Raw genomic sequence first — 24,439 nt, 5'->3', positions numbered from 1 at the left:
AATTTACGCGTTCCATTAATCATCACCGGGATAAACCGTATTATCCTTCAACACCGCTCTTCATCCCTTGCTGCATCAAAGCACCTCTCTTAATTCGCGACACATTCTGCTTATGACCGGCTTTTGCTTTTTGCTGATTTCTTATGCCATTACGCCAGCATATTTCGCTGCCTGAACGTCATAACGCACGGGGAATCGTTCAGATATTCAACATTTACCGACAACTTTAAGACGTTTTTTAACGGTGATAATCACTGTCATCAGGCGCTATTGCCAGAGAATCACACGGCATTGCGCGCTTTATCACCTTTTTAAATTTTGGCTTAGCGTGCAAACACTGTTTTTTATCGTTGCTTGCACTTACTCACACTCTGTGTAAATAACCCCACGTTGTATTGACGTTCATTGCAACTGTTGACAAATTGATGCGTCAATAAGATGCAGAGACGGCCAGCGCTGGCAGGTTCCACGGCGTCAGCGCTACAACAATAACCGCTCGCATTTTGGTCATTACATAACTGACCTGCCCGAACCGCATAAAAAAATCAGAGGTCGGGCGACGCACACAACATCACATCACAATGGAGCAAAACATGATCAACTCCCTGGCCAAATCCAGGATGCTGAAGGTCGGTCTTAGCCTGATTGCTATGACCGTGGCCGCGGGCGTTCAGGCGAAAACCCTCGTTTACTGTTCAGAAGGTTCGCCGGAAGGCTTCAACCCGCAGCTGTTCACATCCGGCACCACTTACGATGCCAGCTCAGTACCGATCTACAACCGTCTGGTTGAGTTCAAAACCGGTACCACCGAGCTGCAGCCGGGCCTGGCAGAAAAATGGGACGTCAGCGAAGATGGTAAAACCTATACCTTCCATCTGCGTCAGGGCGTGAAGTGGCAAACCACCAAAGACTTCAAGCCGACCCGCACCTTCAACGCTGATGACGTCGTGTTCTCCTTCGAGCGCCAGCTCGATAAAAACAACAAGTACCACGGTGTCTCCGGCGGCAGCTACGAATACTTCGAAGGCATGGACATGCCGAAGCTGATCGCCAAAATCGAAAAAGTGGATGACTACACCGTACGCTTCACGCTGACCCGTCCGGAAGCGCCATTCCTCGCCGACCTTGGCATGGACTTCGCGTCAATCCTGTCGAAAGAGTACGCCGACAACATGCTGAAAGCCGGCACGCCAGAAAAACTGGACCTCAACCCGGTGGGTACCGGTCCGTTCGTGCTGCAGCAGTACCAGAAAGACTCACGTATTCTGTACAAAGCCAACCCGGACTTCTGGGGCACCAAGCCAAAAATCGATCGTCTGGTATTCTCCATCACGCCAGATGCTTCGGTGCGCTACGCCAAACTGCAGAAAGGCGAGTGTCAGGTGATGCCGTATCCCAACCCGGCTGATATCGCCAGCATGAAGAAAGACACCAAAATCAACCTGATGGAACAGCCAGGGCTGAACGTCGGTTACCTGTCTTTCAACACCGAGAAAAAACCGCTGGATAACGTCAAAGTGCGTCAGGCACTGACCATGGCGGTGAACAAACAAGCGATCATTGATGCGGTCTATCAGGGCGCCGGTCAGGCAGCGAAAAACCTGATCCCACCAACCATGTGGGGCTACAACAATGACGTCAAAGACTACGCTTACGATCCGGCCAAAGCCAAAGAGCTGCTGAAAGAAGCGGGCATGCCGGATGGCTTCAGCATTGACCTGTGGGCGATGCCGGTACAGCGTCCGTACAACCCGAACGCCCGTCGCATGGCGGAAATGGTTCAGGCTGACTGGGCGAAAATCGGCGTGAAAGCCAAAATCGTTACCTTCGAGTGGGGCGAGTACCTGAAGCGTGCTAAAGCCGGTGAACACCAGACCGTGATGATGGGCTGGACCGGTGATAACGGGGATCCGGATAACTTCTTCGCCACCCTGTTCAGCTGCGCGGCAGCGAAAGACGGTTCCAACTACTCACGCTGGTGCTACAAGCCGTTTGAAGATCTGATTCAGCCAGCGCGTGCTGAAGCCGATCACAACAAACGTATTGAGCTCTATAAGCAGGCGCAGGTGGTGATGCACGACCAGGCGCCAGCACTGATCATCGCGCACTCAACCGTGTACGAGCCAGTGAGCAAGAAAGTGAGTGGCTATGTGGTTGATCCATTAGGTAAACATCACTTCGAAAACGTCGACATCCAGGAATAACCTTTCGGATTATCGCGGTCAGGGCCAGCATGGCTGGCCCTCGGGCGGCACCTTCGCCGCCCGTACTCCGCACTTTATTTCCGGCTAATTTCTTATAAACCCTCAATACCTTGCGCTGATGCAGCGTGAAGTATGACGGGGATTTTGAAGCGCTTCTTGCGTCGCGTCCGGCTATGCCGGCTGCGGATTGTGAGCAATGTAGTCCATGGCGTTAGCGCCACGGAAAATGACTGAGAATCCGGCTTATGCTGCAATTCATACTCCGACGTCTGGGCCTTGTCATCCCGACGTTCATCGGTATTACATTATTGACCTTTGCCTTCGTTCACCTGATCCCCGGCGACCCGGTGCTGATCATGGCCGGTGAACGCGGCATCTCCCCCGAACGTCATGCGCAGCTGATGGCCCAGTTTGGTCTCGATCAGCCGATGTGGAAACAGTACATCACTTACATCAACGGCGTGCTGCATGGCGACCTCGGCATCTCGCTGAAAAGCCGCATCCCGGTGTGGGATGAGTTCGTGCCGCGCTTTAAAGCCACGCTTGAGCTGGGCATTTGCGCCATGATCTTCGCCGTTGCCGTGGGTATTCCGGTCGGCGTGCTGGCGGCGGTGAAACGCGGCTCAATTTTCGATCACACCGCCGTGGGCATCTCGCTGACCGGCTACTCAATGCCGATCTTCTGGTGGGGCATCATGCTGATCATGCTGGTGTCGGTGCAGCTCAACCTGACGCCGGTCTCTGGCCGCGTCAGCGACACCATCTTCCTTGACGACAGCCATCCGCTCACCGGCTTTATGCTGATTGATACGCTGCTGTGGGGCGAAGAGGGCGACTTCAAAGATGCGGTGATGCACATGATCCTGCCGGCCATCGTGCTGGGCACCATTCCGCTGGCGGTGATTGTGCGTATGACGCGCTCTTCGATGCTGGAAGTGCTGGGTGAAGATTACATCCGCACCGCGCGCGCCAAAGGCCTGACGCGCATGCGCGTGATCGTGGTGCATGCGCTGCGTAACGCCATGCTGCCGGTGGTCACGGTGATCGGTCTGCAGGTGGGCACGCTGCTGGCGGGCGCCATCCTCACCGAAACCATCTTCTCCTGGCCGGGACTCGGCCGCTGGCTGATCGAAGCACTGCAGCGCCGTGATTATCCGGTGGTGCAGGGCGGCGTGCTGCTGGTGGCAATCCTGATCATTCTGGTCAACCTGCTGGTTGATCTGTTGTACGGCGTGGTGAATCCGCGCATCCGTCATAAGAAATAAGGGGGAATCATGTCTGCTGTTGATCCCGCAAGCGTCACCGCTGCACCGAAGCCGATGACCCCGATTCAGGAATTCTGGCACTATTTTAAACGTAACAAAGGCGCGGTTATCGGCCTGGTTTACATCATTCTGATGCTGCTGATCGCCATCTTCGCCGATGTGCTGGCACCGCATGCCCCGGCTGAGCAGTTCCGCGATGCGCTGTTGCACCCGCCGGTGTGGCAGGAAGGCGGCAGCTGGAAATTTATTCTCGGCACCGATGACGTCGGCCGTGACATCCTGTCGCGCCTGATGTTTGGTGCGCGCCTGTCGCTGCTGGTGGGCTGCATGGTGGTGGTGCTGTCGCTGATTCTGGGGGTGATTTTCGGTCTGATGGCCGGTTATCTCGGCGGCGTGGTGGATGCAGTGATCATGCGCCTCGTCGATATCATGCTGGCGCTGCCAAGCCTGCTGCTGGCGCTGGTGCTGGTGGCCATCTTTGGCCCGTCGATTGTCAACGCCTCACTGGCGATCACCTTCGTTGCGCTGCCGCACTACATTCGCCTGACGCGCGCGGCGGTGCTGGTGGAAGTCAATCGCGACTACGTAACCGCCTCCAGCGTGGCCGGTGCCGGTACGCTGCGCCAGATGTTCATCAATATTCTGCCTAACTGCCTGGCACCGCTGATCGTGCAGGCGTCGTTAGGTTTCTCCAACGCCATCCTGGATATGGCCGCGTTGGGCTTTCTCGGTATGGGGGCGCAGCCGCCGACGCCGGAGTGGGGCACCATGCTCTCCGACGTGTTGCAGTATGCGCAGAGTGCCTGGTGGGTCGTGACCTTCCCCGGAGTGGTCATCCTGCTGACGGTTCTGGCCTTTAACCTCATGGGCGATGGTTTGCGTGATGCACTCGACCCGAAACTCAAGCAGTAAAGAGGCACCGAGATGGCGTTATTAAATGTAGAAAAACTGTCGGTGCATTTCGGCGACGAAAAGGCACCGTTCCGTGCGGTTGACCGCATCAGCTACCAGGTAGAACAGGGCCAGGTCGTCGGGATTGTCGGCGAGTCCGGCTCCGGTAAATCGGTCAGCTCGCTGGCGATCATGGGGCTGATTGACTATCCCGGCCGCGTGAAAGCAGAGAAGCTGGAGTTCAATCAGCGCGACCTGCAGCGCATCTCCGAAAAAGAGCGCCGCCAGCTGGTGGGCGCAGAAGTGGCGATGATCTTCCAGGACCCGATGACCAGCCTCAACCCGTGTTACACCGTGGGCTACCAGATCATGGAAGCGCTGAAAGTGCATCAGGGCGGCAGCAAGCGCACGCGGCGTCAGCGTGCCATCGACCTGCTGGAGCAGGTGGGCATTCCCGATCCGGCGTCGCGGCTCGATGTCTATCCGCATCAGCTGTCCGGCGGTATGAGCCAACGCGTGATGATCGCCATGGCCATTGCCTGTAAGCCGAAGCTGCTGATTGCCGATGAGCCAACTACGGCGCTCGACGTAACTATTCAGGCGCAAATCATCGAACTGCTGCTGGAGTTACAGAAGCAGGAGAACATGGCGCTGATCCTGATCACGCACGATCTGGCGCTGGTGGCCGAAGCGGCGCAGCACATCATCGTGATGTACGCCGGTCAGGTGGTGGAAAGCGGCAAAGCGGTGGATATCTTCAAAGCGCCGCGTCACCCGTATACGCAGGCGCTGCTGCGTGCGCTGCCGGAGTTTGCCGCCGACAAAGCGCGGCTGGCGTCGCTGCCGGGCGTGGTGCCGGGCAAGTATGACCGCCCTAACGGCTGTCTGCTCAATCCGCGCTGCCCGTACGTGACCGACCGCTGCCGTACTGAAGAACCTGAGCTGCGCGATATTCCGGGCCGCCAGTCCAAATGTCACTTCCCACTGGATGATGCCGGGAGACCGACTTATGAGTCTTGATAACACGAAGCAGGATTACCTGCTGCAGGCGATTGACCTGAAAAAACACTATCCGGTGAAAAAGGGTCTGTTCGGCCAGGAGCGCCTGGTGAAGGCGCTGGACGGCGTCTCCTTTAACCTCGAGCGTGGCAAAACGCTGGCGGTGGTGGGCGAATCCGGCTGCGGTAAATCCACGCTGGGTCGCCTGCTGACAATGATTGAAACGCCGACCGCCGGCGAGTTGTACTGGCACGGGCAGGATCTGCTGAAACACGATCCGCAGGCGCAAAAGCTGCGCCGGCAGAAAATCCAGATTGTGTTCCAGAACCCGTATGGCTCGCTCAATCCGCGTAAGAAAATCAGCCAGATTCTGGAAGAGCCGCTGGTGATCAACACCGCGCTGAGCAAAGCGGAACGGCGGGAAAAAACGCTGGAGATGATGGCCAAAGTGGGCCTGAAAACCGAGCACTACGATCGCTACCCGCACATGTTCTCCGGCGGTCAGCGCCAGCGTATCGCTATTGCGCGCGGCCTGATGCTCGATCCCGACGTGCTGATTGCCGATGAGCCGGTCTCGGCGCTCGACGTCTCGGTGCGCGCTCAGGTGCTCAACCTGATGATGGATTTACAGCAGGATCTCGGCCTGTCCTATGTGTTCATCTCGCATGACCTGTCGGTGGTGGAGCACATCGCCGACGAAGTCATGGTGATGTACCTCGGACGCTGTGTGGAAAAGGGCAGCAAAGAGGCGATCTTCAGCAACCCGCGCCATCCGTATACTCAGGCGCTGCTGTCAGCCACGCCACGCCTCAATCCGGACGAACGCCGCGAGCGCATCAAACTGACCGGTGAGCTGCCGAGCCCGCTCAATCCGCCGCCGGGCTGCGCGTTCAACGCACGCTGCCGCCGTCGTTTCGGTACCTGCGTGCAACTGCAGCCGAAACTGAAGCAGTATGGTGAGCAGCAAATCGCCTGCTTCGCCGTCGACCAGGATGAGAATCAGCCGGTGGCGACACCGTAATTACGGCCAGTCAGTGCGAAAGGCTCCTGCGGGAGCCTTTGTTATTGGTGGCCTGATACATGAGTAAAATTAACCTGACGTGTCTTAATCCCCTGCGATGGCAGAAATGTATTACGCGACTGAATCTTTAAATCGCTGGTCCTGAACCACAGCGAAAAGGTTAAGGCAAATTCTGAATCCGTGCCGCATTGTGTGAGCGCCGTCACGGCCAGAGATAACTGCGTATTTCAATGATATGTTGTTTATTATCAGTGCATTACTTTAATTATCTTCCGGCTGCTATTTCCGTTAATCGATTTTTATTAATCCTGCTCAATTAATCAGTGCATGCTTTTTGCATCTGCATATTTTCAATCTTTCAGATAAAACTCTTTTGTCGAATCTGCGGTTTTAATAATCAGAATTCTCTCACCGTGTCTTAACGTGTGTGTTATATTCGCGGAAATTACCCCTCCGCTTTAACAGGCTCTGATCATGAAGAACTACGACGATCTGCAGCGTTTCCAGGAAAAAACGCAAACGCTGGACATTGCTTTTAAGGATATGTCCGGGCAATCGCTGGAAGCCGATCACAGCCAGTGGGCGATCATCCGTCAGCTGGCAGCGGATGATGAGCCGGAGCTGGGTAGCGGCCAGCGCGTCGATCTGCCGCAGCCGCAGCCGATTCGCGGCGATGAGTTTTTCGCGCCGCCGCAGGCTCTCAATCCGGCGCCCGTCGCCCGCAGTGAAAAGGCATCGCTGCTGCAGAGCCTCGCCGCCAGCGCGCCGGCACCCGACACAGAAACACCGCGCAGCGCGTTATTCCCGCCAGCAAGCAGCGCGCCCACTGCCGCGTCCGTGTCGTCGCTGGCACCGGCAGCCACGCACGTAGCGCGTCAGGCGGCCACTTCACTGTTCCCACCGCCTCCGGTCAGCGCGCCGGTCGCTGAACAGGCGGTCGCCCCTGCTGCCGCAGCACCGGCCACTGCGCCCGCCGTGGTGCAGCCGGAGCCTGCTACGCCCTCGCGCTTTGGCGCACTGTTCCGCTCGCGTGCGGCGGAACCGGTTCATTTATCTAAAGAAACACTGCTCAAACCGTTACTGGAGAAGATCGCGCTATGCCATTAGTTTGTGTGTGCTCGCCAAAAGGGGGAGTAGGAAAAACCACCATGGCGGCCAACCTGGCCTGGAGTCTGGCGCGTGCCGGCAGCAAAGTGCTGGCGATCGATTTTGACGTACAAAATGCGCTGCGCCTGCATTTTGGCGTACCGCTGCACGACAGCCGCGGCTTTGTGGCGCGCTCGGAAGAGCAGGCTGACTGGAGTCAGTCGATCCTCACCACCGGCAGCAACATCTTTGTCATGCCTTACGGTGAGGTGACTGAAGCGCAGCGTGAGCGCTTCGAACACAACCTGGCGCACGATGCCCATTTCTTAAAACGTGGCCTGGATACCGTCCTGAATTATCCGGGTCTGGTAATTATTGCAGATTTTCCGCCGGGACCCGGTCCGGCGCTGAAAGCCATGCAGGCGCTGGCCGATATGCATTTAGTGGTGATGCTGGCGGATACCGCCTCGGTGGCGCTGCTGCCGCAAATTGAAAACCATCGCATGATTGGCCAGCCACTAAATAATCAGCACGGTCATTATTTCGTGCTCAACCAAAGTGATAATCGCCGGAATATCAGCCGTGAAGTGACCGCATTTATGCAGCAGCGGCTGGGCGATAATTTACTCGGCGTGGTGCACCGCGATGAAAGCGTGGCTGAGGCCAATGCCTCGCAGCAGTCAATCTATGATTTCAGCCCGGCTTCAGCAGCGGCGTTTGATATTGAACTGGTGGCAAAACGGGTGGCGAATATCCTGAATATCAACGTAGGCAACGGCGAAGTTCAGGCACCGATCCGCAGTCATTATTAACAAGCCCGGCCGCCAGCGGCCTGGTTCAAATAATAACAACACAGCTTCTTCAGGGTGAATCATGAGTAAACTCGGGTTTTACCTGCTGCTGCTGGTGCTTGCACCGGTCGCTGCGGTAATCGTCATCACGCCTATGGACAGCCAGAAACAGTATATTTTTGGTTTGATCAGTATTGGCATGATGTTTTTACTGGGCTTCAGTAAAAGCCGTAAAATAACCATTGTGATGGTTTTTCTTTCCGCGCTGATGTCGACCCGATATATCTGGTGGCGCACCACGGAAACGCTGCAATTTAATTCCGAAATTGAAGCGATTCTCGGTATCGGCTTATATCTGGCCGAGCTGTACGTGTGGCTGATCTTAATTCTCGGCTTCCTGCAAACCAGCTGGCCATTAAAACGCACCATCGAACCGCTGCCGGATGATACCCGCTTGTGGCCGACGGTCGATGTCTACGTGCCGACCTATAACGAAAGCCTCGACGTAGTGCGGGATACCGTGCTGGCGGCGCAGTGTATCGACTACCCGCGCGATAAGATCAAAGTTTACCTGCTGGATGATGGCAAACGCAGCGAGTTCGCGGTATTTGCCGCCGATGTTGGCGTCGGCTATATCACCCGCGACGATAACCGCCACGCCAAAGCCGGCAACCTCAATCACGCCATGAAAATCACCAAAGGCGAGCTGATTTGCGTGTTTGACTGCGACCACGTGGCGACGCGCACGTTCCTGCAGGCCACCGTCGGTCCGTTCCTGAAAGATCCGAAGCTGGCGCTGCTGCAGACGCCGCACTACTTTTACTCGCCGGATCCGTTCGAACGTAACCTGCGCGCCGCGCGCAGCATCCCGAATGAGGGCTCTCTGTTTTACGGCCCGGTGCAGCAGGGCAACGACAACTGGAACGCCACGTTCTTCTGCGGCTCCTGTGCGGTGATCCGCCGCAGCGCGCTGGAACAGATTGGCGGCTTCGCGGTGGAAACCGTCACCGAGGACGCACATACCGCGCTGAAAATGCAGCGTCTCGGCTGGGGTTCGGCGTTCCTGGCAATTCCGCTGGCGGCGGGTCTGGCGACCGAACGTCTGGGCCTGCACGTGATTCAGCGTACCCGCTGGGCGCGCGGCATGACGCAGATTTTCCGCGTCGACAATCCGCTGCTGGGCCGTGGGCTCAGGTGGCAGCAGCGTCTGTGCTACCTCAACGCCATGCTGCACTTCCAGTTTGGCCTGCCGCGCGTGGCGTTCCTCACCGCGCCGCTGGCTTACCTGCTGTTTAACCTGAATATTATCCACTCGTCGGCGTCACTCATCTTCGCTTACGTACTGCCGCATCTGGTGATGTCGCTGTACGTTAACTCGCGCATGAACGGCAAATTCCGCTACACCTTCTGGGGTGAAATCTACGAAACCGTGATGTGCTTCCACCTGGTGATTCCGACGCTGCTGACTCTGCTGTCGCCAAAGCACGGCAAATTCAACGTGACGGATAAAGGCGGCCTGCTGGACCAGGGCTTCTTTGACTTCCACATCGTGCGGCCTCACGTCATCGTTGCCGCGCTGCTGTCGATTGGCATCTTGGCCGGCGTGGTGCGCGCCGTGGCGCATGATTACTTCGGGGTGGACCCGTATGTGATTGCGCTCAACGTCGGCTGGGCGGTGTTCAGCCTGATCATCCTGATGGCGGCGATTGCCGTGGCGCGTGAAACCAAACAGGTGCGTAAAACCATTCGTATCGAGGTGCAGATCCCGGCGGTGATTCACTATGCCAGCGGCATCTCTTCGCGCACGCAAACCAGCGATCTGTCGATGGGCGGCGCGCAGCTGGATGCGCCGGACAACCGGCATGAGCACGATGAAATCGAAGAGATCGATCTGCTGCTGAAATCGGGTGCCATCACCATTCCGGTGAGCAAGATCTCCGGTGATGAGGAGACCATTCGCCTGCGCTTTGGCGCGATGCCGCTGGCGCGCCGCCGTGAACTGGTGCGCGTGGTGCTGGCGCGGGCCGATGCGTGGATCCAGCCGGAATATAAGCAGGACAATCCGCTGGTGTCGCTCGGCACCATCATCCGTACCGTCTTTGAGCTGTTCTGGCTGAGCTGGAAAGATCGCCGTGAGGCGCGCAAGCGTGATGGCCAGGCAACGGCCAAAGAGGACAGCGCAGCATGAAAACATTGACGTACACGCTGCTGGCCAGCGCGCTGACCACCACGCTGCTGCTCGCCCCTGCCTGGGCAGAGACGCCGGCGGTAACCCAGGACAGCGCCGCGCTCTCTGACGTACCGCCGCCGCAGGGGCTGGATGGCAGTGCCGATCCGCAGCTGAAGCAGGCCGCGGGCGACGCGCCGTACACGCCGGGCGATGCAGCGCCGGTGCAGGAAAATACAGCACCCGCACAGCCAGCAGAGTCAGCACAGCCGGCAGAGTCAGCACCGCCAGCAGCATCGGCGGCGCCTGACATCGTCATACCGCAGGTGGCTGCAGAGGCACCGGCTGCCGCTGAGCCTGCTGGCGCGCTGTTAAACCAGCCGGTGAGTAGCACCATTTCGGTGGCGCAGATGGGACAGCCGCGCGGCATCACCCTGACCGGCGGCCAGCTGCAGTCCGGTATTCTGTTTACCCTGCCGGGTGATGAGGTGATCACTAATGCGCGGCTCAACCTGTCGCTGCGCGTCTCTGCCGCGCTGGCGGCGCGCAACACGTCGCTGCAGCTGATGCTCAACGGCCAGCCGCTCGGCACGCTGCCGCTGGGTGCCAGCGACAGCGATGTCAGCGACTATCAGCTGGATATTCCGGCGGCGATGGTGGTTTCCAGTAATAACCTCAGCTTTAAAATCAACGATGCTGACAAGCTGCTGTGCGAAAAAGAGAGCGCGCAGCAGTATCAGGTCACCATTCTGCCGAAAACCACGCTGAGCCTTGAAGGCCAGCAGCTCAACATCGGCACCAGCCTGCGCAACTTCCCGCGTCCGTTTATTGATGTGCAGCGCATGACGCCCGCCAGCGTGACCTTTGGTTTTGCCGCTAACGTTTCGCCGGATAGCGTCAGCGCCGCCGCGCTGGTGGCTTCCTGGCTCGGCATTCAGTCGGATTACCGTGGCATCCGTTTCCCGGTGGTGCGCGGCGATCTGCCCGAGCACAACGGTATCCTGATCGGCCATCCGGGTGACAAAATCGGCAGCGTGACGCTGCCCGCAGCCCGTGGTCCGCTGCTGCAGGTGATCGATAACCCCAACAATCCGGTGTACAAACTGTTGCTGGTGGTCGGTGCGGATGATGCCCAGCTGCGTCAGGCGGCCAACCGCCTGACCACGCAGCCGCTGGCCACCGATGCCAGCAGTCTGAACGTACCGCCGCAGCCGCTTGGCACGCGCAAACCGTACGACGCACCGCGCTGGATCAACACCAGCCGCCCGGTGCGTCTCAGCGAGCTGCTGCGTAAAGATCAGAGCCTGACTACCACCGGTATCTGGCACGATGCGCTGCGGGTTAACTTCCGCGCGGCGCCGGATCTGTTCCTGTGGGACGGCGACGCGATTCCGGTCAATCTGCACTACCGTTTCCCGTCGGAAAGCTGGATCGATGAAAACAATTCGTTCCTCAACGTCACGCTGAACGGCACTTTCCTGCGCAACCTGACGGTGAACAAAGTCGGGCTGCTGGAGAGTGCCTGGCACCGGCTGGGCGGGGATGCACGCCAGGAGCAGTACACGCTTAAGCTGGAGCCATACCTGATTTACGGCGACAACCAGCTGGCGCTCTACTTCAACATCAAGCCAAAGGCGGATGCGCCGTGCGGCGTGCTGCTCAACAACAACATCAAGAGCCGTATCGAAGAGGATTCGTGGATCGATCTGAGCCACACGCGCCACTTCACCATGCTGCCGAACCTGTCGTACTTCGTCGGTGCTTCGTTCCCGTTCTCGCGGCTGGCGGATTTTTCGCAGACCACGCTGCTGCTGCCGGAGGCGCCGGGTGATGCCGAGATCGCGACACTGCTGGACATGGCCGCGCGCGCCGGTAACGCCACCGGCGTGCCGCTGGTGCAGAACCAGGTGTTGTTTGGTCTGCCGAACGGCGGCACCAATCTGACGCGCCTGCAGCACAGCGATGTGCTGGCAGTGAGCACCATGCAGCACAGCGCCTTCACGCAGCAGATGCTGGCCGGCACCGCTTACCAGACCAGCGGCAACACGCTGGGCGTTAAAGAGCCGACCACCGTCGATAAGCTGCGCGGCTGGCTGACCGGTGACTGGTCTCGCCAGCAGCTGGATGCCGATCGCTACTTCTCCTCAAATGAAGCGTGGCGCGGCTTTGTCAGCTATCGCTCACCGTGGAGCGCCGATCGTCTGGTGGTGATGACGGTTGCCACCAGCGATCAGCAACTGCTGCGTTTGCACGATGATTTGAATTCGGCGCGCATCAACGCCGGCATCCGCGGTGATACCGCCATCATCACCGATGAGAACGGCATCCGCAGCTTCCGCGTCGGGCCGCAGTTCCCGAGCGGTGAAATGCCGTGGTACATGATGGTGGTGTGGTATGCCAACCAGCACTCGGTACTGATGGCGCTGGCGGCGCTGCTGCTGTCGGCGCTGATCGGCAGTGCGGCCTGGGTGATGCTGAAGCGCCACGCGTGGCGCCGTCTCCACCCGAAAGACGATAGCCACTCCGGCCGGAAGTAAGGATAAAAATAATGAAAAAACAGCTGATAAGTGCCGGTATTCGTCAGGCGTTGCTGCTGGGCGGCGCGCTGGCCTTCTCACAGCCGCTGCTGGCGGCGGAGAGCACCAATCCGGCGTTACAGGCACTGTTCGACCAGGCGGCCTACTGGCATCAGAAAGCGCATGACGATCTGGCGAAAGCCTCGCTGCAAAAAATCCTGATGGTGGAGCCGAACAATACCCAGGCGCTGTATCTGCTGGCGCTCTATTCACAGCAAAGCGGCAGCGCGGCTGATGCGGCACAGTGGCGCGCCCGCCTGAGTGCGGTATCGCCCAACGATCCGCATCTGACGGAGCTGGACAACGCGCGGCAGCTGCAGAGCATACCGCAGGCGCAGCTGTCGCTGGCGCGTCAGCAGGCGCGCAGCGGTAACATCGCCGCCGCGCTGCAAACCTGGCGCAACACCTTCAGCGGCAACGAGCCGCCACCGAGCGTGGCGGCAGAATATTATCTGACCATGGCCGGCGACCGCACGCTGCTGCCCCAGGCGGTGGAGGCGCTGCGGCAGTTTGCCGCTGATCATCCGCAGGATACCGGCGCTCAGCTGGCGCTGGGCAAAGCGCTGACCTATCAGGAAGCGACGCGCCGCCAGGGCATTGATGTGCTGGCCAGCATGGCGGACGGTAATAAAGAGGCCGATCGCTCGCTGCGTCAGGCGCTGCTGTGGCTGGCGCCGCAGGCGTCGGACGCCGCGCTGTATCAGACCTGGCAGCAGCGCCATCCGCAGGACAGTGCAGTGGTGGATTACTACCGCAAAAATGTCGGCGGCGCGGAGAAGGGCGCGGGCTTTAGCGCGCTGAACAGCGGCGACGTCAGCGGTGCGCAGAACAACTTTGAAAAAGTGCTGCAGGCCAACCCGCAGGACGCCGATGCGCTGGCCGGTATGGGCTACGTGGCGCAGCGCGCCGGACGCTACGCCGAAGCCGCCGATTATCTGACGCGCGCCGCACAGTTGGGCGGCGATCAGAGCCAGCAGCGTCAGCAGCAGGCGGCCGACGCCCGCTTTTATGCGCAGCTGGCGAATGCCCAGCAGGCGCTGAAAAACGGTGACAGCGCGCAGGCGCTGGCGCTGAGTGAGCCGCTGACGCAGGCTGAGGGCGAAAAAGGCATATCGGCGAAGCTGTTCCACGCTGATGTGCTGCGCCGCAGCAATCAGCTGCAGCAGGCGGAGCAAACCTACCGGGCCATTCTGCAGAGCGATGCCGATAACCGCAGCGCCAAAGAAGGGCTGTTTTACGTGCTGCGCCAGCAAAACCGCAGCGCCGAAGCCAATACCCTGCTGGCATCATTGCCCGACAGCGTGCGCCAGAGCGTGGCACCGCGCGGTAACAGCAGCGATCCGCTGCGTGCGCAGGCAAAACGCGAGCTGGCGGCAGGCAACCGCAGTGCGGCCATCGCCACGCTGAACAGCGCCATTCAGCGCTATCCCAGCGACGGCTGGCTGCGACTCGATCTGGCGCGCATCTACCGCGCGCAGGGCGATAGTTTACTGGCTGCCAACGTCATGCAGCCGACCCTGCGCAGCGGTGCCAGCACCAGCGAGCTGTACGCCGGTGCGCTCAACGCCAGCGAGAGCGGTGCCTGGCAGCAGGCCAGCCAGTTGCTGGCGCGCATTCCCAACGGCAGCAAGAACAGCGAGATGCGCGAACTGGCGCAGCGCGTGAATTTCAATCTGCAAATGGCCACCGCCGATCGCTATCTGGCACAGGGCTCTGACGCGGCGGCGGCCAATACGCTGCGCGCGCTGGCCGCCACGCCGCCAGCCAATCCTGTCGATGCCGGTAATCTGGCGCAGAAACTGGCCAAAGCCGGCGATCTCACCACGGCGGTGACGGTGGTGCGCGGCAACATGCAGCGCGGCGTGCAGGGCAACGCCGGTGATTACGCCGCGCAGGTGGCGGTACTGAATCAGGCGGGACTGACGACCGAAGCACAGAGCTTCCTCAGCAGTCCGGAGCTGCAGGCGCGCAGTACGCCCACGCAGCTGGCCGGCATCCGCAATGGTTATCTCATCAATGAAGTCGATCGCCTGCGCGAGCAGAAGCAGTACGCCGCCGCCTATGACAAGCTGGTGGGCGCGCTGCAGCACGATCCGCAGAACCGCGATCTGATGTTTGCCATGGCGCGTCTGTATCAGTCCGGCAAGATGAACAAAGAAGCGGGCGTGGTGTATGACTATCTGCTGACGCAGGATACGCCCACTCAGGATGCGCGCACCGGTGCTATTGATGTGGCGCTGGCGCAAAACGACGTCGACAAAGCGAACACCTTAACCCGCGGCCTGCGCAATGAGCAGACGCCGGATCGCCTGTTACTGCTGGCGCGCGTGGCGGAAGCCAACGGCGAGCACAGCCAGGCGATGAGCTACCTGCGCAGCGCGCGCGGCCAGCTGATTGGTCTGCAGGGCGCACAGAGCGGCAGCGTGCCGACCGTTGGCGGTCTGGCGCTGGCGGACAATCCGTTTATCAACCGCAGCACCTCGCCGGTGTCCGGTTCGCCTTCCAGCTATGGCACGGTAATGCCGTGGCAAACGGCCCCGGCCACCAGCAGCAGCGCGCAGGACGTCACGCTGGCGAGCACCACGCCGGAGGTCCGGCAGAGCCAGACGCTGCGCCAGATTGACGAAATGATGGACAATCTGCAGGAGAAAACCGGCACCTGGGTACAGGGACAGATGCAGGTGCGCGGACGCGACGGCGAATCGGGGCTCAGCAAGCTGACCGAAGCCAAAGCGCCGCTAACCTTCTCGACCGTGCCGTTCGGCGAGTCGCGCTTCGACTTTACTATGACGCCGGTGTCGCTCACCGCTGGCAGTGCGGCCGGTGATGCTTGGCGTCGCTTCGGCAGCAACGCGCTGGTGCAGGGCAATGTGGTGGCATCCGGCGCGGCCAAAATAGACGACACGCCGTCTTCGTCGACCGATTCGCAAAAGGCCACCGGCGTGGAGCTGAATATGGCGCTGAAGGGCGACAGCTACAAAATCGACCTCGGCAGCACGCCGCTCGGCCAGGATCTCAGTACGCTGGTGGGCGGCGTGCAGTGGTCGCCGAAGCTGACCGATTTCCTGACGCTGATCCTCACCGGTGAACGCCGCGCCATGACTGACAGCCTGCTGTCGTACGTTGGCGTGGAGGACAAGACCAGCGGCAAGCGCTGGGGGCGCGTCACCAAAAATGGCGGCAACGCCATGCTGAGCTTCGATAACGGCGACGCGGGTTTCTACGTCGGCGGCGGCGCTTACAGCTATCTGGGCGAGAACGTGGCGAGCAACAACAGCGTGCAGGCCACGGCGGGCGCTTACGTGCGGCCTTACCACTACGACGACCGCGAGCTGAAGGTCGGCATGAGCCTGTCGTGGATGGATTTCTCCAAAAACCTGAGTTACTTCAGCTACGGTCAGGGCGGCTATTTCAGTCCGCAGAATTATGCCGCGGTGTCGTTCCCTGTCGACTTCAGCCGCAAGTTTGATGACCTGAAAGTCAACGTTGGCGGTTCGGTCGGCTATCAGTCGTACAGCCAGGACAAGAGCGCGTATTTCCCCAACGATCCGTCGCTGCAGTCCCAGCTGCAAAGCCTCGCCGATCAGGGCTTTGTCAAAAGCGCCTACTACAGCGGTGAGAGCAAAAACGGCATCGGCTATAACCTGCACGCCGGTGCCGATTATAAGATTAATAAAGATGTCACCATCGGCGGCCAGCTCGGCTATGACACCTTTGGCGATTACAACGAAAGCACAGCCAATCTGTACTTCCGTTATCTGTTTGGAGACAACTAATGAGTGAGCAACCGGGCGCACGCATCAGCCATCCGTATCAGCCGGGCTGGTTTGATCTGGTCAGCGTGATGATTGAGAGCATGCTGGACAACGCTGGCGCGGAGGCGGAAGCCTTCCTCAACGGCGTGGGCGAATTGCTGGCAACGCGCTATCCTTTGCCGGAGGCGCGCACCGTGCAGGATCTGGAGCGCGAAATTAATCTCCAGCTGGCGCGCTTTAACTGGGGCTTTGTCCAGCTGCAGCCGCAGCAGAACGCGATTATGCTTGAGCACCATGCTCTGCCGCAGGGCGACAGCCAGCTTGATGCAGAACGCTGGCAGCTGGCGCTGAGCGCAGTGCTGGCCGGCGTGTACGCGCAGTGGCTACGTGCGCAGGGTGGTAGCGCGGCGGTACCGCTGACGCTGGAAAAAATCGACGGCGGCACGCTGCATTATCGATACCAATAGGAAGCTGTGATGAGAGTGATGCGGTTCTGGCGTCAGTGGATGCTGTGTTTCATGGTGATATTTTTCAGTGCTCAGGCGGCCGCCGATGGCTGGAGCAGTTACAAAAGCCGCTTTATGAGCAGCGACGGCCGCATCAGCGATACGGCCAACAATAACGTCAGCCACACCGAAGGTCAGGGCTACGGCATGCTGCTGGCGGTGGCGTATAACGACCGCGCCACCTTTGATTTGCTGTGGCAGTGGACGCGTACCCATCTGCGCAATCCGCAGAATGACCTGTTCTACTGGCGCTATACGCCGGGCGCAGCCGATCCCATCGCCGATAAGAATGATGCCTCGGACGGGGATGTGCTGATCGCCTGGGCGCTGCAGCGCGCGGCACAGAAGTGGGGCGGTGATTATCAGCAGGCGTCGGATCGCATTCAGCGCGCGGTCATCAAGCTAACGGTGATCGACTACGCCGGCCGCAAGGTCATGCTGCCGGGTGCGCAGGGCTTCAATAAAACCAGCTATGTGGTGCTTAACCCTTCCTATTTCCTGTTCGCCGCATGGCAGGAGTTTGCGCAGCACAGCCATCTGCGCGTGTGGAACACGCTGATTGATGATGGCCTTGCGCTGCTGGGCGACATGCAGTTTGGCAAAACCGGCCTGCCGCTGGACTGGGTGGCGCTGAACGCCGATGGCTCCGTCGCGCCGGCGGTCGGCTATTCCAACCGCTTCAGCTATGACGCGATTCGTATTCCGCTGAATATCTGGTGGTACGATCCGCAAAGCCTGCGGCTGGTGCCCTTCCAGCGCGTCTGGCAGGGCTACGCGCGCGACACCACGCCAGCGTGGTTTGATGTGCTGGCCAATACCCCGGCACCTTACAATATGGAAGGTGGCCTGACCGCGGTGCGCGACCTGACGCTCAACCAAACCGGCTACCTCAGCGACCGCTTAGCGCCGGAGCAAAACTATTTCTCCGCCAGCCTGCAACTGCTGACCTGGCTGGCTTATCAGGAGAAGCGATAGCCTCTCTGTGCCGGACGGAATTAACCTTCCGTCCGGCCGATCACCATCAGGCCCGCCCGCCTGGTTTCAACCGCTGTTCCAGCGTTTCACTCGATTCCAGACCTGTCTGTATTTCATTTCATTCCTGTACTGAACGTGCAGCTATTGCGCCCGATCAAAATAAATCGCGCGAATAAGGATTATCAGCGCACGCCATGCAACGCGCAATGAGAGGAGGCGCTATGAGCAAAGTCAGGTTTAAACGCAGTGAATTACCGCCGCTCACCGATAAGCAACAGGCGGAGCTGGATGCTTTGAGCCGGAAACAGGACAGCGACATCCAGTGTGATGATATTGCGCCGTTAGACGACAGTTTCTGGCAGGCTGCCGAACGTGGGCGTTTTTACCGCCCGGTAAAAACCCAGGCTTCGATCAGAATCGATGCGGATATTCTTGAGTGGTTAAAGGCGCCTGGCAAAGGTTACCAGACGCGCCTCAACGCGATCCTGCGAGCTGCGATGCTAAGAGAACTGCAGGGTAAATAGTGTGCTTATTTAAAATCCGCATACGGTTCCAGTGGCTGTGGTGGCATATCCATGTCGCCGTTCCAGCCGGCCATTGAATAGCGCACATACAGCAGCCCGTGGCTTGGGGTGTAATCTTTCGCCTGCTGAATGTCCATGGCCAAACCCAGCGACCAGTGCGGCGTGATGCGCCGTTCTATCAACGCCTGCACGGTATAGCCGAAACCGCGTCCGGAACTGCTGTCCGATGACGGATTGCTGGCCAGCGTAAAGCCTGGATTCACCGGGTAGCGCGCCTGAGCGTCGGTGGTTGACTGTGACCACGACACCGAGCCGCCGAGTTCATACGACCAGTTTTCCGTTCGCTGACGCCAGGTCAGCGGCACCGCCAGCGAGAAGTAGCGCTGCGGGCTGTAATAGCCGCCCTGGCCAAAGGTGTAGTCGCTCAAATCTTTCTGATAGTGCCACAGCATACTGTTCAGGCCGATGGTGGTGCGCTGGTTGTCGCTATTGATCAGCTTGTAGTAGTAGCCTGCCATCAGCCGTTCGCGGCTGTTATCCGCCACGTTTTCACCGCTGATTTGATGGGCGCTGAGATCGGCCCACACCCCGTGCGCGCCGCCCCGATCGTAACTCAGGCCGATGCCGCCGCCGGTCGCGACGACGCCGCCCCAGTTTCTGCCGCCGTTGGTGGCCGGATCGCGCGCGCCGGCGTAAGCCAGCAGCGAACTGGAGATCGGGCGACGTGAAGCGGTAAAGGTCACCCCGAGATCGTCGATGTCAGTTTTCCAGCTTACGCCGCCGACCCAGTTAGTGACGGTAAAACCGAGCGGCGTGGTGCCGATATCGGCTGACCAGCGATCGTTGTGCCAGCCGACGCCCAGCGCGGTGCCTTCGTCCCGCTGGGTGAAATCGCGCCGGCAGCCCCCGGCGTTGGCGTCGTTACAGCTGCCGAACTGTTCACTGTGGCTGCCATCCGTGGTGGAAAATGTTCCGGCAGACACCTGTACGTGATCAACGCGCACAAAGCTGCGGCCATCGGCCAGCGGGGTTTCCGCCTGCAGCATGGTGGTATGGGCGGTAAAGTCAGAGGTGCCACCGTTGCCCTTATCGCGCGAGTAGTCCTGTTCCAGCGTCACGGTGGTGTCCTGCTGGCGATACAAGTCAGCGGCGTCGCTGCGAATGCTGCGCTTCAGCCAGTCGTCCTGGGCCTGCGTGCGCGTCAGCCGGGTATAGCGGGCGTTATCGTCTGGCAGCGCAGGCGTGATGCCGCTGGCGACCATCGCCGCGCGGTAATCCTGCTGTGCCAGCGCGGGCTGGCGCTGCTGTCTCTCCAGCCGCGCGGCATCACGCAGCACCAGCGCTTTTTCCTGTGACGGCGCGACAGCAGCGGCGCGGGTTTTCAGCGCGCTGAACAGCTGCTGCGCTTTGAGGAGATCGCCGCTGTTTTGCCAGGCGAGTGCCACGCGCCGGCCGCTGTTCAGGCTCTGCTGCGCCACGCTGTCCGGCAGGCTGTGCAGCGCTGCGCGCGCTTCGGTGGTGCGCTGCAGCGCCAGCAGCGCCTCGATGCGGCCGAGCGCGGCATCGTTGTTGCTGGCGTCCTGCTGCAGCACCTGCTGATAACCGGCCAGCGCTGTTGTGGCATCGCCCCGCTCCAGCGCCCAGTCGGCCAGCGTAATGTCGCGGCGCGGCGAGGCCGGCTGCTGTTGCAGCAAGCGGATGGCGGCGACTTCATCACCGCGGGCGCGTAGCTCCCCGGCACGCCCGAACGCCTGGTTTTGCGCCAGGCGATCCGCCAGTTCATGCATGTTGCCGTCCCAGCGGGCGGTGGGTAAACGATGCAGCGTGGCCAGCGCAGCGGCATCGTCGTCGCCGGATGACTGCCACAGTGCCGTGGCATACAGCGCGGCTGGCTGCTGCGGCTGCTGGCGCACCATCGCGGCCATTACCGCCGCGCCTGCCTGGTTGTCACCGCTGCTGCGTAGCGCACTGGCCAGCCGCCAGGCCAGCCAGACATCATCCGGTCGCGCCTGAGCCGCCTCACGGTATTTCGCTACCGCCTGCGGCCATTGCTGCTGCTGCGCCAGTGTGTCTGCGTCGGCCAGCAGGCTCTCAATACGTAAATTGCTCAGGCGCTGCTGCGCCGTGCCGTTGCTGCGGTCAAGGCGCAGCGCCTGCTGCCAGTACTGCCGGGCTAACGCGCTGTTTTTACGCGCCTGCGCCACATCACCGAGGCCGATGAGCGCCCAGCTGTCATTACTGTCGATGGCCTGCGCGCTGCGGTACTGCTGCTCAGCGCCGGACAAATCCCCCTGCTTCAGCGCCGCGTCGCCGCTGTCGATGGCCAGCCAGTAACGATTGGTCTGTAACAGGGACTGCCACTTGCCGATTTGCGTGCTGGCCTGGCCCGCCTGAATCGCTTTCTGTAGCCAGCTGATGGCGGCGGCGCGGTGACCGGCACGCGCCTGTGCCTGGCCCATGGCACCGAGCAGTTCGGCGTCGTCCGGATTGGCCTTCAGCGCCGCCTGTAATGCGCCGATTGCCGCCGCGCCGCCGCCAGCTTCGACCAGCGCCAGGCCGCGCATGCGCTGGCGGAAGGCCGGATCGGCCAGCATTTTTTGCTGACGCGCCAGCTCATCCGCTCCGCGCTGTTGCGCATCGCCGCTGGTGAACACCTGCAGATACTGCTGCAGGCTGGCAACGCTGCGCTCGCTCACCGGCTGGTTCTGGATCTGCTGCAGCCACAATTCGGACGCGGCATCGCGGCCGCCGTCGCGGTTGGCCAGCTGACGCAGCTGGGTCACCGCCTGATCCGGCTGATTATTATCAAATGCCATGCGCGCCAGCTGTAGCTCGACGCCGATATTGCCCGGATAACGCTGCTCCAGCGCCTGCAACTGACGCCAGGCGAGCGGCTGCTGGCCCGGCAGGCGCGCCACCAGCCGCCAGTACTCCAGTTCGGTGTTTACATCGGGAAAGACGCCGTGAAACAGCGCATCCCACGCTGCTTTGGCCTCCGGCAGCCGTCCGGCGGTGGCCAGCAGCCGCGCCTGCTGCAACTGCTGACGTCCTTCGGGGCTCATCAGGCGCAAACCTGCCGCAGATTCGCGTGTGGCGGCGTCATCCGGTGCAGCCTTTTGCAGTGCATCGAACAGCTGCTGCGCTTTGGCCTGATCGCCCTGACGCAGCGCCATACGAATGCGTGCCGCCAGCACCTGCGGGTTATCCGGATCGATTTTTTCCAGCCGGTACAGCGACTGCTGCACCAAATCGTATTTGTTGGTGGATTCGCCGGTACGAATCTGCATCAGCAGCCACGCTACCGGCGCCACCTGCGGACCGGGCGCGGCCGCCACGCTGCCGGCCAGCGCACTGGCGATCAGCAGCGCAAGCGGTAACTTATTCATCGTCATCCAGCTCAGCCAGGCGACGACGGCTCACCATGCGCATCAGGCGCCAGGCCATCAGGGCGAACAGGATCACCACCAGCACGGCACACACGGCCAGCCATACCGGATGGGTGGCCAGCAGATTCCACAGCCGCTCCCACCACGGCAGATGCCCTACAAAGTAGGTATCGCCCACGCGCACGCTGTTGACGCCGGACTCCCGGACGATGCTGACGGAACCGAACATCGCCGCGCGTTTGCCGCTGTCGCGCAGCGCTGCATTCAGCAAATCCCAGCCGCGCGGGCTGTCAGCCAGCAGCGCCACCACGCTGCGCTGATCGTGGAACGGCGACTGGAAGCCAACCAGGGCGCCGATCGGACCGCGCGAACTGATGCCGGTCTGGCTTTCGGCAGTGCGCTCGCTGGCTGACAGTGGCACGTTGGGCGCGCTGCCCGGGCGCGATGGCATGTTGAGGGTGCTGCGCGTGCGATCCACCAGCAGATTGATCGCCGTGTCCGCCTGCAGATCCGGCGGAATGCTGCCGATCAGCAGCAGATCGGCATCGTGGTCTTTGGCGTTGCGCCAGTCATCGCTCATCTGCACGCGCAGTGCCGGATAGCCGGTCTGGGCGCCGATCGCCCCCAGCGCGTCAAGCAGCGTACTGACTTCGCCGCTCTCCGGTTTTGCCGGCACCAGCACCAGGGTTTGCGCCAGATCGGCGTAGCGGCTGAACGGGAAGCCAGCGCTGGCAAACGCGCCGAGCGAGGGCATTTCGATGTAGTGACGATAGCCGGAGAAATCGATGCTGGAGCGATCGTCGATCACCGCATGATGCGCGACGGGGGTGACGGTTTCACAGCGGCCATCGGCAGTGCCGCCGATAAAGGTATTGGCGTAGTCAAAATCAAAGCGCAGCTGGTTCACCACACCGAGACGCAGTGCCGGAATGGTCAGCTGACGGCTGTTGTCCTGCAGGCCCTGCATCAGCGGAATGCGCATCAGCTGCTGACCCGCGCCATCTTTACTGGTCAGCGGATAATCCTGCATGAACTGGTTATTGAGATGCACCGCCAGCCGTGAGCCGTCCTGCTGCACCGGTGAGGTGTAGCGATAGATCAGGTCCATATCAATGCCGCGTGCGCGCACCAGGAACAGATCCGGCGGCAGGTTGAGCGTCAGGCTAATCGGGTTGGGTTGCAGGCCATCGGCCTGCAGCTGGTTCTGATACTGCGTCAGTTCACCAAAGGTGGTGCGGCGATCGGTGCGTACCCAGTTTGGCGCATCGTACGGCTGGCGCGGGGCCAGCAGTTTTACGCTGTCGATGGTGGCGCGCTCGCCGCGCAGCAGCAGTTCACCCTGCGCAATGCCCTCTACTGCAGTGATCAGATCGTTATCGTCGCGGCCGAGAATCAGCAGCATCTTCTGATAGGGATTGTCCGGCTGGCTGACCATTTCCACGGTGGGTTTGTCCACCGGCGGCAGCGTTTGCAGGAAGTCAGGCCGGCGATCGTTGGTGGCGAACACCACCGCATGCTGCCCTTCCGGCAGCTGGTTATACAGCACCGGGAAGGACTGGCCGCGCCACTGCGCCTGGCTACCGAACCACGAGGCCAGCAGGCCTGCCGCACGCTGTTGCTGCACATCCGGCTGGCCGCTGAAGACCATCGGCAGCTGCAGCGGCCGGTTGTCGCGCGCGTCAAAGAATGGCTCCGGGAAATGAGAGAGATCGTTTTTCAGCGGCAGCTTCTGCAGCGTCAGGTCCAGTTTGCTCGCTTTACCGATATCCAGCCAGATGGTGCTGTTGGCCGGATTTTCACACACGTTGGCGTAGTGGCCGACCAGTTCCAGGCGGATGCGGTTAAAGTCGCTAATGTAGCGCGGGTCGATCGCCAGCTGCGTCTGGTTCTCTTTGCCGAGCTGATCGGCGGTGACGGTGATCAGTCCCACCAGTTCATCGTTGAGATACACCTTGAGCTGCGACTGCGTCGGCAGCAGCGCCGGCGAAGGTCGGTAGTTGAGCGTCAGCAGCGCGCGCGTGACCACTTCGTCGCTGCGCACGCCGAACTCAATCTGGCTGGTAGGGACGGTGCCGCGCAGCGTCATGCTACCCGGCGGCGGTGCCACCTGGGTAAACAGCAGCTGGCTATCGCGCAGCGGTGCGCTGGCATCGAGCGGTTGGTTCACGTCGGACAGCGGCGCAGAGGTTGCCGCAGGCGGTGCATCAGGAAGCGCCGCCGGAAGTGCCGCCTGCGCCAGAGACGCCGTGCCCAGCAGCAGGGCGGTGAACCAACTCAGTTTTCTCGTCATGGT

At 60.6% G+C, this 24,439-nt stretch carries 15 protein-coding genes; 13 read left to right on the top strand and 2 right to left on the bottom strand.

From position 1 onward, the window contains the following. Positions 1-593 precede the first annotated feature (593 nt). The 13 genes from dppA (at position 594) to E7738_RS13270 (ending at position 18,760) form a co-directional block, all read left to right on the top strand. The gene (gene dppA / locus E7738_RS13330; protein ID WP_058758078.1) at positions 594-2,204 is read left to right on the top strand and encodes a dipeptide ABC transporter periplasmic-binding protein DppA; all 1,611 of its coding nucleotides are present in this window, start codon (positions 594-596) and stop codon (positions 2,202-2,204) included. Positions 2,205-2,449: 245 nt separating this feature from the next. After that, positions 2,450-3,469 (top strand): dipeptide ABC transporter permease DppB, encoded by a 1,020-nt coding sequence (gene dppB / locus E7738_RS13325; RefSeq protein ID WP_021507021.1) that lies wholly within the window; start codon positions 2,450-2,452, stop codon positions 3,467-3,469. Between the two features lie 9 nt (positions 3,470-3,478). Continuing rightward, positions 3,479-4,381 carry a dipeptide ABC transporter permease DppC gene (dppC, locus tag E7738_RS13320; protein WP_021507020.1) on the top strand — a complete coding sequence of 301 codons (903 nt, stop codon included), beginning with the start codon at positions 3,479-3,481 and terminating at the stop codon, positions 4,379-4,381. 12 nt (positions 4,382-4,393) lie between these two features. Next, positions 4,394-5,380, top strand: a complete 987-nt coding sequence (gene dppD, locus E7738_RS13315; protein WP_021507019.1) for a dipeptide ABC transporter ATP-binding protein — start codon at positions 4,394-4,396, stop codon at positions 5,378-5,380. Then, positions 5,370-6,380, top strand: a complete 1,011-nt coding sequence (gene dppF / locus E7738_RS13310; RefSeq protein WP_021507018.1) for a dipeptide ABC transporter ATP-binding subunit DppF — start codon at positions 5,370-5,372, stop codon at positions 6,378-6,380. The genes dppD and dppF overlap by 11 nt, the downstream gene beginning before the upstream one ends. A gap of 474 nt (positions 6,381-6,854) precedes the next feature. After that, positions 6,855-7,487: a cellulose biosynthesis protein BcsO gene (bcsO, locus tag E7738_RS13305; RefSeq protein ID WP_394515705.1), complete on the top strand. Its 633-nt coding sequence runs from the start codon at positions 6,855-6,857 to the stop codon at positions 7,485-7,487. Next, positions 7,478-8,278: a cellulose biosynthesis protein BcsQ gene (gene bcsQ, locus E7738_RS13300; protein ID WP_031279622.1), complete on the top strand. Its 801-nt coding sequence runs from the start codon at positions 7,478-7,480 to the stop codon at positions 8,276-8,278. Before bcsO ends, bcsQ begins: the two co-directional genes overlap by 10 nt. A gap of 61 nt (positions 8,279-8,339) precedes the next feature. Beyond that, complete coding sequence (gene bcsA, locus E7738_RS13295) at positions 8,340-10,445, top strand: UDP-forming cellulose synthase catalytic subunit (protein WP_394515704.1); 2,106 nt, start codon at positions 8,340-8,342, stop codon at positions 10,443-10,445. Further along, a complete protein-coding gene (gene bcsB, locus E7738_RS13290) occupies positions 10,442-12,961 on the top strand; it encodes a cellulose biosynthesis cyclic di-GMP-binding regulatory protein BcsB (RefSeq protein WP_394515703.1) in 2,520 nt (839 codons plus the stop codon). Before bcsA ends, bcsB (E7738_RS13290) begins: the two co-directional genes overlap by 4 nt. A gap of 11 nt (positions 12,962-12,972) precedes the next feature. Beyond that, complete coding sequence (locus E7738_RS13285) at positions 12,973-16,776, top strand: cellulose biosynthesis protein BcsC (protein WP_394515702.1); 3,804 nt, start codon at positions 12,973-12,975, stop codon at positions 16,774-16,776. Next, positions 16,776-17,222 (top strand): cellulose biosynthesis protein BcsD, encoded by a 447-nt coding sequence (gene bcsD / locus E7738_RS13280; protein WP_058758083.1) that lies wholly within the window; start codon positions 16,776-16,778, stop codon positions 17,220-17,222. Before E7738_RS13285 ends, bcsD begins: the two co-directional genes overlap by 1 nt. 9 nt (positions 17,223-17,231) lie before the next feature. Beyond that, positions 17,232-18,236 (top strand): glycosyl hydrolase family 8, encoded by a 1,005-nt coding sequence (locus tag E7738_RS13275; RefSeq protein ID WP_031279620.1) that lies wholly within the window; start codon positions 17,232-17,234, stop codon positions 18,234-18,236. 221 nt (positions 18,237-18,457) lie between these two features. After that, the gene (locus E7738_RS13270; RefSeq protein ID WP_058775497.1) at positions 18,458-18,760 is read left to right on the top strand and encodes a BrnA antitoxin family protein; all 303 of its coding nucleotides are present in this window, start codon (positions 18,458-18,460) and stop codon (positions 18,758-18,760) included. A 5-nt stretch (positions 18,761-18,765) separates the two neighbouring features. Here E7738_RS13270 and bcsC read toward each other — a convergent pair whose 3' ends face one another. Both bcsC and bcsB (E7738_RS13260) read right to left on the bottom strand, forming a co-directional pair. Next, entirely contained in the window at positions 18,766-22,146 is a 3,381-nt protein-coding gene (bcsC, locus tag E7738_RS13265; RefSeq protein ID WP_394515701.1) for a cellulose synthase complex outer membrane protein BcsC, read from the bottom strand. Beyond that, positions 22,139-24,436, bottom strand: a complete 2,298-nt coding sequence (gene bcsB, locus E7738_RS13260; protein ID WP_394515700.1) for a cellulose biosynthesis cyclic di-GMP-binding regulatory protein BcsB — start codon at positions 24,434-24,436, stop codon at positions 22,139-22,141. Before bcsB (E7738_RS13260) ends, bcsC begins: the two co-directional genes overlap by 8 nt. Positions 24,437-24,439: the final 3 nt, after the last annotated feature.

The organism is Pantoea sp. SGAir0430 (genome assembly GCF_043549295.1).
Note: the sequence above shows the minus strand (reverse complement) of the source record. Positions and strands in the feature narration are given on the sequence as shown.

Coding starts and splice junctions, on each gene's coding strand:
- dppA (WP_058758078.1), top strand. CDS start 594: ATGATCAACTCCCTGGCCAAATCCAGGATGCTGAAGGTCGGTCTTAGC.
- dppB (WP_021507021.1), top strand. CDS start 2,450: ATGCTGCAATTCATACTCCGACGTCTGGGCCTTGTCATCCCGACGTTC.
- dppC (WP_021507020.1), top strand. CDS start 3,479: ATGTCTGCTGTTGATCCCGCAAGCGTCACCGCTGCACCGAAGCCGATG.
- dppD (WP_021507019.1), top strand. CDS start 4,394: ATGGCGTTATTAAATGTAGAAAAACTGTCGGTGCATTTCGGCGACGAA.
- dppF (WP_021507018.1), top strand. CDS start 5,370: ATGAGTCTTGATAACACGAAGCAGGATTACCTGCTGCAGGCGATTGAC.
- bcsO (WP_394515705.1), top strand. CDS start 6,855: ATGAAGAACTACGACGATCTGCAGCGTTTCCAGGAAAAAACGCAAACG.
- bcsQ (WP_031279622.1), top strand. CDS start 7,478: ATGCCATTAGTTTGTGTGTGCTCGCCAAAAGGGGGAGTAGGAAAAACC.
- bcsA (WP_394515704.1), top strand. CDS start 8,340: ATGAGTAAACTCGGGTTTTACCTGCTGCTGCTGGTGCTTGCACCGGTC.
- bcsB (WP_394515703.1), top strand. CDS start 10,442: ATGAAAACATTGACGTACACGCTGCTGGCCAGCGCGCTGACCACCACG.
- E7738_RS13285 (WP_394515702.1), top strand. CDS start 12,973: ATGAAAAAACAGCTGATAAGTGCCGGTATTCGTCAGGCGTTGCTGCTG.
- bcsD (WP_058758083.1), top strand. CDS start 16,776: ATGAGTGAGCAACCGGGCGCACGCATCAGCCATCCGTATCAGCCGGGC.
- E7738_RS13275 (WP_031279620.1), top strand. CDS start 17,232: ATGAGAGTGATGCGGTTCTGGCGTCAGTGGATGCTGTGTTTCATGGTG.
- E7738_RS13270 (WP_058775497.1), top strand. CDS start 18,458: ATGAGCAAAGTCAGGTTTAAACGCAGTGAATTACCGCCGCTCACCGAT.
- bcsC (WP_394515701.1), bottom strand. CDS start 22,146: ATGAATAAGTTACCGCTTGCGCTGCTGATCGCCAGTGCGCTGGCCGGC.
- bcsB (WP_394515700.1), bottom strand. CDS start 24,436: ATGACGAGAAAACTGAGTTGGTTCACCGCCCTGCTGCTGGGCACGGCG.